Origin of the sequence: Streptomyces sp. NPDC101191, from assembly GCF_044767915.1 — a bacterium.
Classification (GTDB): domain Bacteria; phylum Actinomycetota; class Actinomycetes; order Streptomycetales; family Streptomycetaceae; genus Streptomyces.
In genome coordinates, this window is sequence record NZ_JBIWOU010000001.1 from 679,529 (window position 1) to 692,492 (window position 12,964).

Annotated in this window: 10 protein-coding genes; 7 read left to right on the forward strand and 3 right to left on the reverse strand. The window is 69.6% G+C overall.

Features of this window, described 5'->3' with window-relative positions:
* Nucleotides 1-593: 593 nt before the first annotated feature.
* A complete protein-coding gene (locus ACIRQF_RS03075) occupies nt 594-2,771 on the forward strand; it encodes a SpoIIE family protein phosphatase (RefSeq protein ID WP_404088325.1) in 2,178 nt (725 codons plus the stop codon).
* 368 nt (nt 2,772-3,139) lie between these two features.
* On the opposite strand, the gene ACIRQF_RS03080 is transcribed toward ACIRQF_RS03075, so the two are convergent.
* Entirely contained in the window at nt 3,140-3,760 is a 621-nt protein-coding gene (locus ACIRQF_RS03080; protein ID WP_404088327.1) for a TetR/AcrR family transcriptional regulator, read from the reverse strand.
* A gap of 256 nt (nt 3,761-4,016) precedes the next feature.
* On the opposite strand from ACIRQF_RS03080, the gene ACIRQF_RS03085 reads away from it, so the two are divergent.
* The gene (locus ACIRQF_RS03085) at nt 4,017-4,910 is read left to right on the forward strand and encodes an FAD-dependent oxidoreductase (protein ID WP_404088329.1); all 894 of its coding nucleotides are present in this window, start codon (nt 4,017-4,019) and stop codon (nt 4,908-4,910) included.
* Nucleotides 4,911-5,064: 154 nt separating this feature from the next.
* Nucleotides 5,065-5,247 (forward strand): hypothetical protein, encoded by a 183-nt coding sequence (locus ACIRQF_RS03090; protein WP_404088331.1) that lies wholly within the window; start codon nt 5,065-5,067, stop codon nt 5,245-5,247.
* A 34-nt stretch (nt 5,248-5,281) separates the two neighbouring features.
* On the opposite strand, the gene ACIRQF_RS03095 is transcribed toward ACIRQF_RS03090, so the two are convergent.
* Nucleotides 5,282-5,971: a DUF1345 domain-containing protein gene (locus ACIRQF_RS03095; RefSeq protein WP_404088333.1), complete on the reverse strand. Its 690-nt coding sequence runs from the start codon at nt 5,969-5,971 to the stop codon at nt 5,282-5,284.
* Nucleotides 5,972-6,166: 195 nt separating this feature from the next.
* On the opposite strand from ACIRQF_RS03095, the gene ACIRQF_RS03100 reads away from it, so the two are divergent.
* From ACIRQF_RS03100 to ACIRQF_RS03110, 3 genes are all read left to right on the forward strand, one after another.
* Nucleotides 6,167-7,066, forward strand: a complete 900-nt coding sequence (locus tag ACIRQF_RS03100; RefSeq protein ID WP_404088335.1) for an MBL fold metallo-hydrolase — start codon at nt 6,167-6,169, stop codon at nt 7,064-7,066.
* 109 nt (nt 7,067-7,175) lie between these two features.
* On the forward strand, nt 7,176-8,531 hold the full coding sequence (locus ACIRQF_RS03105; RefSeq protein ID WP_404088337.1) for a flavin monoamine oxidase family protein: 1,356 nt from the start codon (nt 7,176-7,178) through the stop codon (nt 8,529-8,531).
* A 193-nt stretch (nt 8,532-8,724) separates the two neighbouring features.
* The gene (locus ACIRQF_RS03110) at nt 8,725-9,948 is read left to right on the forward strand and encodes a cation:proton antiporter (protein ID WP_382479717.1); all 1,224 of its coding nucleotides are present in this window, start codon (nt 8,725-8,727) and stop codon (nt 9,946-9,948) included.
* Nucleotides 9,949-10,078: 130 nt separating this feature from the next.
* Here ACIRQF_RS03110 and ACIRQF_RS03115 read toward each other — a convergent pair whose 3' ends face one another.
* On the reverse strand, nt 10,079-11,419 hold the full coding sequence (locus ACIRQF_RS03115) for a tetratricopeptide repeat protein (protein ID WP_404088339.1): 1,341 nt from the start codon (nt 11,417-11,419) through the stop codon (nt 10,079-10,081).
* A 138-nt stretch (nt 11,420-11,557) separates the two neighbouring features.
* On the opposite strand from ACIRQF_RS03115, the gene ACIRQF_RS03120 reads away from it, so the two are divergent.
* The gene (locus ACIRQF_RS03120; protein WP_404088341.1) at nt 11,558-12,907 is read left to right on the forward strand and encodes a M64 family metallopeptidase; all 1,350 of its coding nucleotides are present in this window, start codon (nt 11,558-11,560) and stop codon (nt 12,905-12,907) included.
* The last annotated feature ends 57 nt before the right edge of the window (nt 12,908-12,964 follow it).

Here is a 12,964-nt window from a genome sequence, read left to right on the forward strand (position 1 = left end):
ACGGGTCCGGCGTGGGGCCGTCCGGAAACCAGGGGGTGCTCGGCAGGATCGCACAGCCGTGTGGACCGGTCCTCGTACCACCACACGGAGGCGAGGAAGACGCCGAGTTGCAGGGCTCCCCCCATGAGGCCGAGCGTGAGCCGCCCGTGGACGTGGGCCCCGGAAAGGGTTGTGGAGCAGGACAGAACGACGCCTGCAACGAGGGGCGCGGCGTTGGCGAGCAGGAACGTTCGCCGGATGCGCCGCGCGGCATCGTCGGCGTCGCCGTCGCGTCGCGGTGCGGGCGACCGGCCGGGTGGATCCTGGACGAAGGGGAAGCGCACGGAAGCCTCCGGGCAACGAGGGTGCGGGTGGGGTGGTGGCCCGGGTCCCACCGTGGCCCGCGTAGGGCGTTGCTGGTCCGGGTGGCCCCCGCAGCCGGCTTGTTGGGCCGGGGCGTCGGAGAGGCAGGCACGGCTGACGGTACACTCAAATCCGATGCCGAATCGATTTCGAGTTTACGCATGATTGATCGCGATCCGTCAATCGCCGTCGAGCCCTGGGCACCCCCTTCCGCGGTGGCAGCCGTCCGCGCCCTTCAGGACAATGCCCCTATGAGGACCGATGTCGACGCGTTCCTCTGCCGTCTGGCTCAGGAGCTCAGGCCGCGGACGGACGAGTCGGTCGAGGCCATGCTCCGGTACACCCGCAGCAGGCTGCCCGAGCCCTGGGGGTACGAGGAGATCGCAGCCCTCGCGGCCGAGGAGACGGCCGGGCACGTCGTCGCGTTTCTGGACGTGCTCGAACACGGCCTCGACGCGACAGAGGTCGCGGCGTCACCCCAGTCCGTGGAGCTCGCGCGACGGTTCGCCCGGAGGGGGCTGCCGATCAGTACGCTCCTGCGCGGCTACCGGCTCGGCCACGTCGCGCTGCTCCAGGCGGTCCAGGCCGAGGTCCCCGCGCTCACCGACGATCCTGAACTGGTGAACGCCGCGGCACTACGGCTGATCGCGGCGGGTTTCGCGTACGTGGACCACAGTTCCGCCCACATCGTCGCGGCCTACCAGGAGGAACGCGACCGCCGACTGCAACGGCGGCTCATCCTGACCAACGAGGCGAGCCGACGCATCGGAACCACGCTCGACATCGGCCGTACCAGCCAGGAACTGGTGGACGTCTGCACCGACGGCTTCGCCGGCCTCGTCACCGTCGACCTCCTCGTCTCCGTCCTCGACGACGAGGACGCGTCGCCGCCGTCGGACCCGTCACCGCTCCGCCGCGTCGCCCAGCGGTCCGTACCGGACGACGACACCACGGAGTTCCCCGTACCGACCGGAGGGGCACACAGTTACCCGGTGGAATCGGAGTCGGCCCGCGCGCTGGCGACCGGCATGCCCGTTCTGCGTCGCGCCGGGGCATCCGACGCCTCGCACGACGCAAGCGGAGGCGCCCCGGGCGGCGAGTTCCACTCGGCCATGCTGCTTCCCCTGGTGGCCCGCGGGGAGACACTGGGCCTCGTCCGGTTCTTCCGTACGGGAAGCAGCGCACCCTTCGACGAGGACGACCTCCTCCTCGCCCAGGAGATCTCGGCCAGAGCGGCCGTGTCCATCGACAACGCCCGTAGATACACCAACGAGCGTTCAACCGCGCTCACCCTCCAGCGGAGCCTGCTGCCGCAACACGCGGTGGAACAGTCCGCCGTCGTCGCGGCCTCCCGCTACCTCCCCAGTGGATCCCGCGCCGGCGTGGGCGGCGACTGGTACGACGTGATCCCCCTGTCCGGAGCCCGGGTGGCCCTCGTGATGGGCGATGTCGTCGGACGCGGACTGCGCGCCGCCGCCACGATGGGCCGCCTCCGCATGGCGGTGCGCGCCTTCGCCGACATCGACCTGATGCCCGACGAACTGCTCACCCACCTCGACGACGTGGTCATCCGTCTCCAACACGAGGAGGGGGAGGATGCGGGCGAGACCAGCGCCACCTGCCTGTACGCGGTCTACGACCCGGTCTCCCGCGTGTGTTCGCTGGCCAGCGCCGGGCACGTCCTGCCGGCCGTGGCCACTCCCCCGGACGGCGAGGACGGCCCGTCGGGCTCCCGGTCGGTCGAGTTCCCGGAGATGCCGATCGGCCCTCCCCTGGGCCTGGGGGGACTCCCCTTCGAGACCGTGCAGTTCGAGCTCGCGGAGGGAAGTCTGCTGGTCCTGTTCACCGACGGTCTCATCCAGAGCCGTACACGCGACGTCGACACCGCTCGCGAGATGCTGCGGGACGCCCTCGCCCAGGGGTCCGATTCGCCGGACGAGGTCTGCGACCGGCTGATCACCGCGCTGTCGCCTCAGCGGGCCGTCGACGACATCGCCCTGTTGGTGGCCCGCACCAGGTCGCTGGACGCCGGCCATGTGGCAACCCTCGACCTCCCCTCCGACCCGGCTGCCGTGGCGGGGGCGCGCCGCTTCGCCTCGGACACGCTGACCTCCTGGGGCCTCGACGAGCTTTCCTTCACCACCGAGCTCATCGTCAGCGAACTGGTGACGAACGCGATTCGCTACGGCAAGAGCCCGATTCGCCTGCGCATGATCCTTCAGTCCACGCTGACCTGTGAGGTCTTCGACGCCAACCACACCGCACCGCACCTGCGACGCGCCCGCACCTACGACGAGGGTGGTCGCGGACTGCTCCTCGTAGCCCAGTTCGCCAAGCGCTGGGGCACCCGGCACAGCCGCGAGGGGAAGGTGATCTGGGCGGAGCAGGCCCTGACCATGGGCGATCCTTTCGATATCGCCGCGAGGTGACGCCGTACCCCGACTGATCACCCGGGGCCGGCGTCCTCGTGACGGACGGGACCTTGACGGAATCCGACCGAGAGCTAAACTCGAACTCAATTCGACATCGAGCCTCTCCGGGCCTTCGAAACGGATCACGACACGGATATCGGGTCATCCGAGGCACAGCAAGGCGGAGAGTGCGATCACCCACTGCATGCACATGGGTACACCGTGCCCCCAAGTCGTCGAGTCGATGAGCCAGGGACGCCCTCGACTCGACCCCGACCAGGGCATCGCCCCGACCTCGCCTGGGGAGGTCAGGTCATGGCGATGCCCTGGTCACCCACCCGCGGGGGGGTGCCCGCCGACAGGCGATCGTCGCGAAGCCGTAGGTGTCAGGCGGCGTAGGTCTCGAGGTACGCGGTCACCATGCGGCGCGCTTCGTCGATCGTGACGTCGTCGCCGGTAGGCGATTGCCGATACGCGATGTCGAAGAGACGGTTGCCCACCTCGAAGGCGAGCCGCAGGACGCGTTGAGGGGTGTCGGCGGACAGCAGCCCACGCTCCACGAGAAGGCGCCAGAGCCGGTCGGCCTGCGCCGCGTCGAATTCCCGCACCAGGTCGCTGACAATCTCGTTGCGCCCCGCGAACCACAGCTCGACACAGCCGCGATGCGTGCGGAAGTAGTCGCGCATCGGGTCGATGACCACATCCACGACGTCTCTCAACGCGCGCGGCTCGGAGTTCTCCAGGGCGGTGACGAGGAGCTCCTCCACCGCCTGCAGATGCCGGCGCAGGAGCTCGGCGTCGACCTGATGCCGGTCGGAGAAGTAGTGGTACATCGAGGCGATCGGAATGCCCGCCCGCTCGCCGACAGCCTTCAGGGTGGCGGCCTCGTAGCCCTGCTCGCCGAGAAGCTTCTCGGCGGCGTCCAGGATGGCCCGCCGCCGCTCCATGCCGCGACGTTGCACAGCCGGACGAGCCGGCGCCTGGGCTGTCAACTCTTTCTCGAACACAATTCGAGATCGTATCAGCCGCACCTGTCGATCACCCTGGCGGAGAGGGCGGCGGCACCCGGAGCGGGCCCACGCCTCACATCGCGGTGACATCGCGACGCAGCCCGGTTTGACCGCGCTCAAGCCGAAAACTTAAAGTCGAATCGGGTTCGAGTTACTCCCCCTCGTCCTCGGATCCTCACCCCCGCTGCTGTCCGGCGGCTACGAAGCGACCGCACACCCGTCACGGGCCGGTCAGGAAATGAGATGAACGCACATGGCTACCCACATCGAGCGTGACGTCGCGGTGATCGGCAACGGGCTCATGGGATCGTCGATCGCCCGAGCCCTGGCACGGTCCGGCCGGACGGTCACCGCGTACGACCCGGACACGGCACGCGCACGAGCCCTGGCCACCGAACTGCCGGGGATCGAGGCTGAGGCGGATCTCGAGACGGCGGTCGCGTCCGCCCGTCTGATCCTTACCTGCGCCCCGTCCTACGAGGCCGTGCTCCGAAGTCTGGAGTGCGTCGGGGACTGGACCGGCAAGACACTTCTCAACACGGGAACGAGTTCGACGGACGAGTCGCAGAAGGCCGGTTCATGGGCCGCCGAGAAGGGCGTCCGCTACCTGGACGCCGCGATCCTCTGTTTCCCCCAGGACATCGGCACCGAACGCGGCTATGTCCTCTTCTCGGGGAGCCCCGAGGCCTGGGCGGAGCACGAGGAGCTGCTCGCCGCGCTCGGTCCGGCGATGCGGTTCGTCTCCGAGCAGGTGCAGGCCGCCAGCGCGGTCGACCTCACGATCGTCGGCGGAGTGTACGTCGCCGCACTGGCCGCCTATGTCGACGCCGTGGCGTACGCCCAGAGCCAGGGCGTGCCGGGCGACGTCCTCGACGAGGCCACCGACAAGGTCCTCGCAGCCCTGAAGGACGCAGCCGGAGAGGCCGTGGCGGCGATCGGCAGCGGCGATTTCGCGACGGACCAAGCCACGCTCTCGGTGTTCACCCATGGAGGCGAGACCTGCGTCGACGGCATGCGGAACGCGGGCTTCAACGCGAATGTACTGGCGGCCGCCGTGGACAATCTCAAGGCGGCCGAGGCGGCGGGACTGGGCCGGTCGAGCTTCTACGCCCTCGCGAAGGTCGCCACGGGCGACCCCACCAGCTGACACCACGCCCTTGCGGGAGAGCACCCTCATGACCAAGGACGGCTGCGGCTCTACCCGCCACATCCCGCTTCAGGGATGTTCCGGCAGAGCACGGTCGTGGCGGAAGGCGAGTTGGAGCCGGGTTTTCCGTGAGGCGAGGGTGGGGAGCCTGATCATGCTCATACCCACCCTCCTCCTCGGATTCTTCATGTCCTGGGAGATCGGCCTGGCCATCGTCATGGCGACCGCGACATCCGTGACGCTTTCCTCGATCTCGTTCTCCCTCAGGGGGCATACGTTCGGATGTGCGGTCAAGAAGGGCATCGTCCGGTCACTGGGATGGTGGGAGCGGGTCTGACGAACAGCCCGAAGCCGGGCAGGACGGGGGTGGGTCAGACGCTGTCCAGAGCGGAGACGAGGCTGGCCACCGTGACGGTGTTGAAGACAAAGGCGATGCACGCGTTGACCGTCACGGTCCGACGCATCTCCCGGGACGTCACGGTGACGTCGGTCGTGCCGAACGTCGTCATGACCGAGAAGGCGAAATAGACGTAGTCGCTCCAGAGCGGGGTCTCCTCACCAGGGACCTCCAGCGCCCGTTCGCCCTCCACGAGATTGTCGGCCTGGAAGGCGACCGCGAAGGACACGGCGACACAGATCCAGGCAACGGCCACCAGGGTGAGTGCCACCACCGCCCGAGCGACCGGCTCGAACGCGGAGTCGAGGTGCCCAGGGCGCCACACCACCGCCACCACGAGTGCCGCGGCCGCGATGAAGAGGGAAACTCCCGGCCCGGGGGCCGTCCCGTACACGTACCGCTGGAGCAACGTGCCCCGTGTCTCCCGGCCTGCCCAGGTGCGTACGCGTTCGGGAGAGGCGGTCGAGAACGCGATCACCGTGATCAGGAGATAGGGGAAAAGATAGGCGAGCGCCAGCAATACGCACACGTCCGCCACCGACATCCGCGCCCAGCCGCGGTCGAGGACGAGGAGGAGCACGCCCGTGCCCGCGGCAATGAGACCGCTCACCACCGACCGGCGGCGCTCGGAGAGCCACTGATTCCGACTACGCCTTTCGGCCACGGACGAACTCCTCGGGAAACGCGGCTGCCGACCTGGTCGGAGGCCGACGCTACGGCATCGTGTCGCTCCGCCGACGGAGCACTGTGGAGTGTCGTCCGGTGCGGCGTCAGCGGACCTCCTCGGTGGCGTGGTCAAGCGCGGCGTCGGCACTGTCCAGGGAAAGAAATCGCCCCGACCCCACTTGCGCACGAAGGAGTGCCCCCTTTGCTCACGACGGGATACACGGAAGCGGAGTTCGGCGGAGTCACCGTACTGATCGGCGCCGAGCGGGGTGCCTATCCGTACGCCAACTCCGTCCTCGTACGCGGTAGCGCCGAGACACTCGTCATCGACCCGTCGCTGTCGCTCGTCGACTCGGCACCACCCGCAGACATGGCCCTCGTGAGCCACGCGCACGAGGACCACGTCGCGGGCCTCGGCAGCTACGAGGTGCCCGTCCGTATCCACGAGAAGGACCTCGCCGCCCTGCGATCCCGCAGCGTCATGGCCGCCGGCTACGGCCTCCCACTGGACGCCACGGAGCAGACCGAGACGATGCTCCGCGAGCAGTTCCACGTCCAGGACCGCACCGACGCGACGGGGTTCACCGACGGAACCGTGTTCGACCTCGGCGGTCGCACGGTGACGGTCGTGCACCTGCCCGGCCACACGGCGGGCCACTGCGGTTTCCTGATCGAGCCGGATGGATTCCTCTTCGTGGCGGACATCGACCTGACGTCGTTCGGTCCCTATTACGGGGACGTCGGCAGCAGCCTCAGCGAATTCGAGGCGTCCATGCGGCGCTGCCGGGGGATCGACGCCCGCTGGTACGGCACGGCACACCAGCGGGGAGTGATCGAGGGTGCCACCGAGTTCTCGGAGCGTCTGGACGTGTTCGCCGGTGTGATGGCACGGCGCGACGCGACCCTCCTGACGTTCCTCTCCGAACCCCGGACCGTCGACGAGATCGCCGACCGCCGTCTGGTCTACCGCTCCCATGTCGACGGCCCCCAGGTACTGCCGGTCGAGCGCCGGACCGCAGTGCAGCACCTGCGCCGGCTGGTCGGCGCGGGCCGGGCCTCGGAGGTCGAACCAGGACGCTTCCGCGCCACGTAAAGCCCCCATGCCGTGCGGGTGTACGGGAGGTGTCGGCTCGAGTATTCTCGAACTCGATTCGAGTTCCACTAGTGGACGCAGCGAAGAACGGTACGAGGAGTCGCGAGTCATGGCCGCAGTAGAAGACAGTGACGAGGAGACCTGCGACGTCGTGGTCGTCGGCGCGGGAATGTCGGGCCTGATGGCGGCCACGACGCTCGCGGACAAAGCCGCCGTCGTGGTGCTCGAAGCAGCGGACCGGCCCGGAGGACGCGTCGAAACGGTCCGGAAGGGCGACTACTGGATCAACGTCGGGACCCAGTTCACCGAAGGGACGGGGCCGCTGATCGACGCTCTCCACCGGCACGACATCGAGATGGGGTCCCTGGCCGACACGAGCGTGGCGCTCGTTCTCAACGGCGCTCTGGTCGACACGTCCGACATGCTCGCCCTCATGTTCCGCACCCGCATGGGCTTCCTGGACCGCGTGAGCATGGCCATGGTCGGTGCCCGCATCCTTGCCGCGGCGCCGTTCCTGGAATCGGACAGCCGCCTCGCGAAGAAGGTGCGCACCGGGCTCGACGCGCGTCCCGCGTCGGACCTCCTGCGCGGGGTCCGCTCCGAGCTGACCCGGGCCATTGTCCGCTCGTGGTCGGGGCAGTGGATGGGATGCGAGCCGGAAGAGACGGCGGCGACCCAGCTCGTAGTGTCGATCGGACTCGCTCTGACGGACCCGGCGAAGGTGCCGAACTTCGCCCTGCCGGCCGGCGGCAACCAGACCTTGACCGACATCCTGGCCGCCGACCTCGGCGAACGTCTCCGGCTCGGGGCGACCGTCCGGACCGTGGAGAAGAGCGGGGACGGCGTCGTCGTGGACTACGTCGTCGCCGGCCGATCGAGGCGGATACGCGCGAAGCGCGCCATCGTCTCGGTTCCCAGCGACATCGCGCTGCAGATCCTTCCCGGACTTCCGAAGACACATCGCAACGCGTTCGACGACATCCACTACGGCCGGTACGTGATCGTCGGCTTCTTCACCGAAGAGGAGGGGCCTCAGCCCTGGGACGGACTCCTCGCCGTGTCCACGCCTCAACTGTCCTTCCAGGCGGTGTTCAACCATGCCGCCGCCCTGCGTAAGAACGGTCCGCGGCGGCCGGGTGGTGCGCTGGCGTGCTTCGCCGGCGGTGCCTCGGCCGACGCTCTGTTCGAACTCTCCGACGAGGAAATCGTCGCCCGGTTCTCCAGGGATCTTGTCTCGGTCTACCCCCAGCTCGAAGGGAAGCTCGGCGACGGAATCGTGCGACGCCACCACCGTGTGGTGCCGTTCTGGGCACCTCGGGGACGTGAGTCGTTGCCGACACTCCGCGACCCTCTCGGGCCGATCCATCTCGCCGGCGACTACCAGCTCGACATGCCGTCGCTCGCCGACGCGGCGACGTCGGGCGAGAGAGCGGCGAAGGCGGTCCTGGCGGACCTGGGCCGCTGACCCTCGCGCCGGGGCAGGAAGACCGGACCCGGCGCGCCGGCGCCCGGCCGAGAACGGCGCCCGGGCCGAGAGCGGCGCACGCGGAGTGTCCGAGGCCGACGATCACGCTGTCACCTGTGAGGATGTCACCGTCGGCTTCGGGGTCTCCCCACCCTGCCCTGTCTTCCTGTCCACTCCCGCTCTGCGAGTCGCCGTGATCGCTCTCCTCGCCCTGCTGTCCCTGCTGTTCCTGTGGGCCGTCGTGTCCGACCGGCTGGGACGGTGGAGCATCACCGCCCCGATCACCTTCGCCGCGGCCGGCATCCTCCTCAGCGGACAGGACCACCCGGTCGTGCCGCTCGACGTGGACACCCACACCTTCCAGCGGGCCATCGAGCTCGTCCTCGCGGTGATGCTGTTCACGGACGCCACCGAGGCACGGGAGTACGCCCGGCTGCGAGGTCCGGTCGGGGAGGGACGGCTTCTCGGGATCGCCCTGCCGGCCTCCCTCGTGCTCGCCACGCTGGCGGGCGCCCTTGTCTTCCCCGGGAGGAGCTGGTGGCTCCTGGCGGTCGCGGCACTCGTCGTCATGCCCATGGACCTCGCCCCGGTCCTGATGATCCTCCGGGACGAGCGCGTGCCCCTGCGGGTGCGGGCCGCGCTCAACATCGAAGGAGGATTCAACGACGGACTGGTCTCGCCGCTCTTCGTCTTCTGCGTCGCCAACCTGGTCTCCGCCGAAGGCGACACGTTCGGCGACCTCCTCCTCAACGCCCTCAAGGGCGCGGTGTACGCGACGGTCATCGGCAGCGCCCTCGGGTTCCTGGCCTCCCAGCTGGTGCGCCGGGCGCTGGAATCCGGGTGGGCCAGGCCCGCGAGCCTGCGGATGGCGGGGCTCGCCCTGCCGTTCCTGACGTATGCGGCTTCCGTGCTCGTCGAGGGCAACGGCTTCGTCGCGGCCTTCGTGGCAGGCCTCTGGTACGCGCACACCGTCTCCGTCGTCGGCGGTGACTCCCTCGACCTCGTACAGGACGTCAGTTACCTACTGGCCCTGGCAGCCTGGTACTCCTTCGGCGCACTGGCAGCCGAGGCGTTCGCCCACGGCATCGCGCTCCAGGTCCTCGCCTACGCGCTCCTCGTCCTGACCGTGGCCCGGTTCGTTCCGGTGATGGCGTCGCTCACCGGCACCGATTTCACCCGCCCCGAACGCGTCGCGATCGGCTGGCTCGGGCCACGCGGTGTCACCTCGATCGTCTTCGCCGTCCTTGCCTACATTCAACTTCCCAAGGAGGAAGCGGATTTCGTGGTGAACGTGACCGCCGCGACGGTCCTGCTCAGCGTGGTCCTGCACGGGGTGTCGGCGGAACCGGTCGCGCGCTGGTTCGCCCGGCACCCGCAGCCCGAGGAGCGGGTGGGACCACCCGGTCCCGGCCGCTGAGGACCCCGGAGCCGGATCAAGCAGCCGTGTGCAGCGTGGGCACGATGCCGACCACCGCGATCATGTGGAATCGCGGACCTGATCCGCCGGTGCTCATCGCGGTGATCACCGGCCCGACACGCGCACTGGTTCAGTGCCGTGGGAAGGCCGGTGCCGTCGGAGCCGGCCCCAGCGTCGTCGTGCCAGGGGGCGACCGATGGCCCAGCCCCGTGCGGTACGCGTCCAGCGCGGCCTCGGTACGGCCGCCGCGGCGGAGAAGGTCGCCCAGCAGACGGCACAGATCGGCGAGGTCGCCGCTCGCGCCGCTGCGCTCCAGCAGTCCCAGCGCCATGACGTAGTGCTCCTCGGCGGTCTCGCTGTCCCCCCGCTCCTCGGCGATCAGCCCCAGCAGCCGGTGCGCGCCCCCCGCGTGCACCGCGCCGTGCCGGTCACCCAGCTCAAGAAACGCGGAGAGCAGGTCCGACGCCTCGTCGTGCCGTCCGAGCCGCCGGAGGACGTCGGCCAACTCCACCTCCACCTGCGCGGTGAACAGAGCGGCGCGCCTGGCGTTCAGCATGTCCCGGGCGGCGCGCAACTCCCGTTCAGCCGAGGCCAGTTCGCCCTTCTGGGCCTGGACGTAGCCACGCATCCAGTGACAGTGCGCGAGATCGGTGCACAGGCTCAACTGCTGGTAGATCGCCTGCGCCTTGGCCAGCGAGGCGTCGGCGTCGGCCGTGCGCCCCTCGGCGAGGAACGTGCGAGCCACCTGCCGGTGCATGCCCGCCACCAACGCCGGATCGTCGACCTGCGGAGCCAGCGCCAGGGCGAGCTCGGCGGCGTGCGCGGCACGGGCGTGTGCACCCATGTCGATGTACGGGCCGATGACGGCCGCGTACAGGATGACCAGCGCCTCGGGGTCGGCCAGGCCGCTCGCACCGAGCTCGTCGATGGTGGATTCGAGGAGGTAGCAGGCGTAACGCAACTCCCCGGCCAGGAGGTGTGCGACGGCACGGCCGCGGATCGCGCGTGCGCGGCGGGGCAGCGGCTCCTCGGCGAGGAGGCGCTCGGCGGCCTGGAAGTGACGGCCCGCGTCGCCCAGTTGACCGGTTTCCAGGGCGCAGTCGCCGAGCCCGAGCAGCGCCTCGACCTGCTCGGGAACGAGTCCGAGGTGCTCCGCGTCGGTGAGGAGCCGGCGGTAGCGCACCGCGGCCTCGTCAGCCGTCCCGGTGGCCAGCTGGTGGTGGGCGTCGGTGAGAGCGAGCCGCAGCTCGGTGGCGAGGTGCGCGGGGCGGCCGGTGGCCAGTTCCTCGTACGACGTACCGAGCCGCTCCGCAAGGAAGCGCAGTGCGGTCTCCGAGGGCCTGACCTTGCCCGACTCCAGAGTCGAGACGTACGCGGGAGTGTACGAAGGCTCGGCCAACTGCCTCTGCGTCAGCCCGCGTTGAGCGCGCAGCCGCTGTACTCGGTGGCCGATCGTGGCCGGATCGTCCATGCGGACCCCCTGGTTCGTGAACTGCCCAGTATCCAGAAGCAGTAGATATTGCGCACCCCTCGCCCTGCCCCCTAGGTTAAGCGACTCGTTCAACACATTTACTGACGCGCTTAACTCGCCTGACAAGGGGCTGATTTCATGCGTTCAGCACGACGGGGAGCCATGGCCGCCGGAGTGGCCGTCGCCCTCGCGGCCGTACTGGCCGCCGCACCCGGCAGCGCCGCCGCGGACCCGACGACACTCCCCGCGGCCGGAGTCGAGGTCGAGATACCCGGGCCGGAGGACGGGGCGCTCGCCGGCTCCGGCCACGCGCAGGTGTCGCCGGAGGGCCTGAACCGGCCGGCCTCCCGCCTGACGGCGACCGAGGCGGTCGCCGACGGCGAGGTGGCCAAGACGGTCGACAACGGCCCCACCGCCGACCGGCTCGACATCGTCGTCGTCGGAGACGGCTACACCGCCGCCGAACTGCCCCGCTTCCACGCCGACGCCCAGCAGAAATGGGCCGAGCTGACGGCCGTCGAGCCGTACACCACCTACCGCAACCTCTTCAACGTCTGGACCGTCGACGCCGTCTCGAACCAGTCCGGCGTCTCCGGCGACCCCTCTCCCGAAACCCTCCGGGACACGGCTCTCGGCTCGTACTTCTGGTGCGACGGTATCGAGCGGCTGCTCTGCGTCGACCAGGACAAGGTCGACGGATACGTGGCGAAGGCCCCCGAGGCCGACCTGGTGCTCGTCCTCGCCAACAGCACCAAGTACGGCGGCGCGGGCTACAACGAGCCCAGCAAGACCCTCGGCTACGAAGGCATTTCGACGGCTTCTGCGGGCAACGAGAAGTCCGGCCAGGTCGCGATCCACGAGACCGGCCACTCGCTGGGCAAGCTCGCCGACGAATACTTCTATCCCGACTACCCCGGCTACGAGCGGTACGTGGGCCCCGAGCCCACCGACTCCAACATCACCACCCTCACCGCCGACGAGATGGCCGACCGGGGCGCCAAGTGGCACCGCTGGCTCGGTGAGCAGTCGCCCGACGGCGGCACGGTCGGCGCGTACGAGGGCGGCGGCTACTACGTCACCGGACTGCGGCGCCCCACCGAGAACTCTCTGATGCGCTCCCTCGGCAAGCCCTTCAACCTGCCCGGAGTGGAGGCGATGATCGCCGGCTTCTACCGCGAGGCGCGCATCGCCTCCCCCGTCACGGCCACCGATCGCACCCTGCGCAGGGGCGACACCGCCAAAGCCCTCGTACCTCGGCTGACGGGGGCGGACGGGCGTCAACTCACGATCCGCTGGTATCTGGACGGGCGGGAGGTGAAGTCCCTCGCGGGCCGCACCGACGTACGCGTGTCCGACCTGGCCCTGCGGCTGCTCGACCTTCGGAGGCACACACTGTCCCTCACCGCCGAGGACCGTTCGCCCTCGGTGCGGGATCGCGCCGTCGCCCGGACGATGAGGTCCACGGTCAGCTGGACGGTCCGGCTCTGACGGCTCCGGTGGGCAGCCGTCGCGGTTCGCGGCCGGTTCGAAGGCGCCGTCGGGGAA

Coding starts and splice junctions, on each gene's coding strand:
- ACIRQF_RS03075 (WP_404088325.1), top strand. CDS start 594: ATGAGGACCGATGTCGACGCGTTCCTCTGCCGTCTGGCTCAGGAGCTC.
- ACIRQF_RS03085 (WP_404088329.1), top strand. CDS start 4,017: ATGGCTACCCACATCGAGCGTGACGTCGCGGTGATCGGCAACGGGCTC.
- ACIRQF_RS03090 (WP_404088331.1), top strand. CDS start 5,065: ATGCTCATACCCACCCTCCTCCTCGGATTCTTCATGTCCTGGGAGATC.
- ACIRQF_RS03105 (WP_404088337.1), top strand. CDS start 7,176: ATGGCCGCAGTAGAAGACAGTGACGAGGAGACCTGCGACGTCGTGGTC.
- ACIRQF_RS03115 (WP_404088339.1), bottom strand. CDS start 11,419: ATGGACGATCCGGCCACGATCGGCCACCGAGTACAGCGGCTGCGCGCT.
- ACIRQF_RS03120 (WP_404088341.1), top strand. CDS start 11,558: ATGCGTTCAGCACGACGGGGAGCCATGGCCGCCGGAGTGGCCGTCGCC.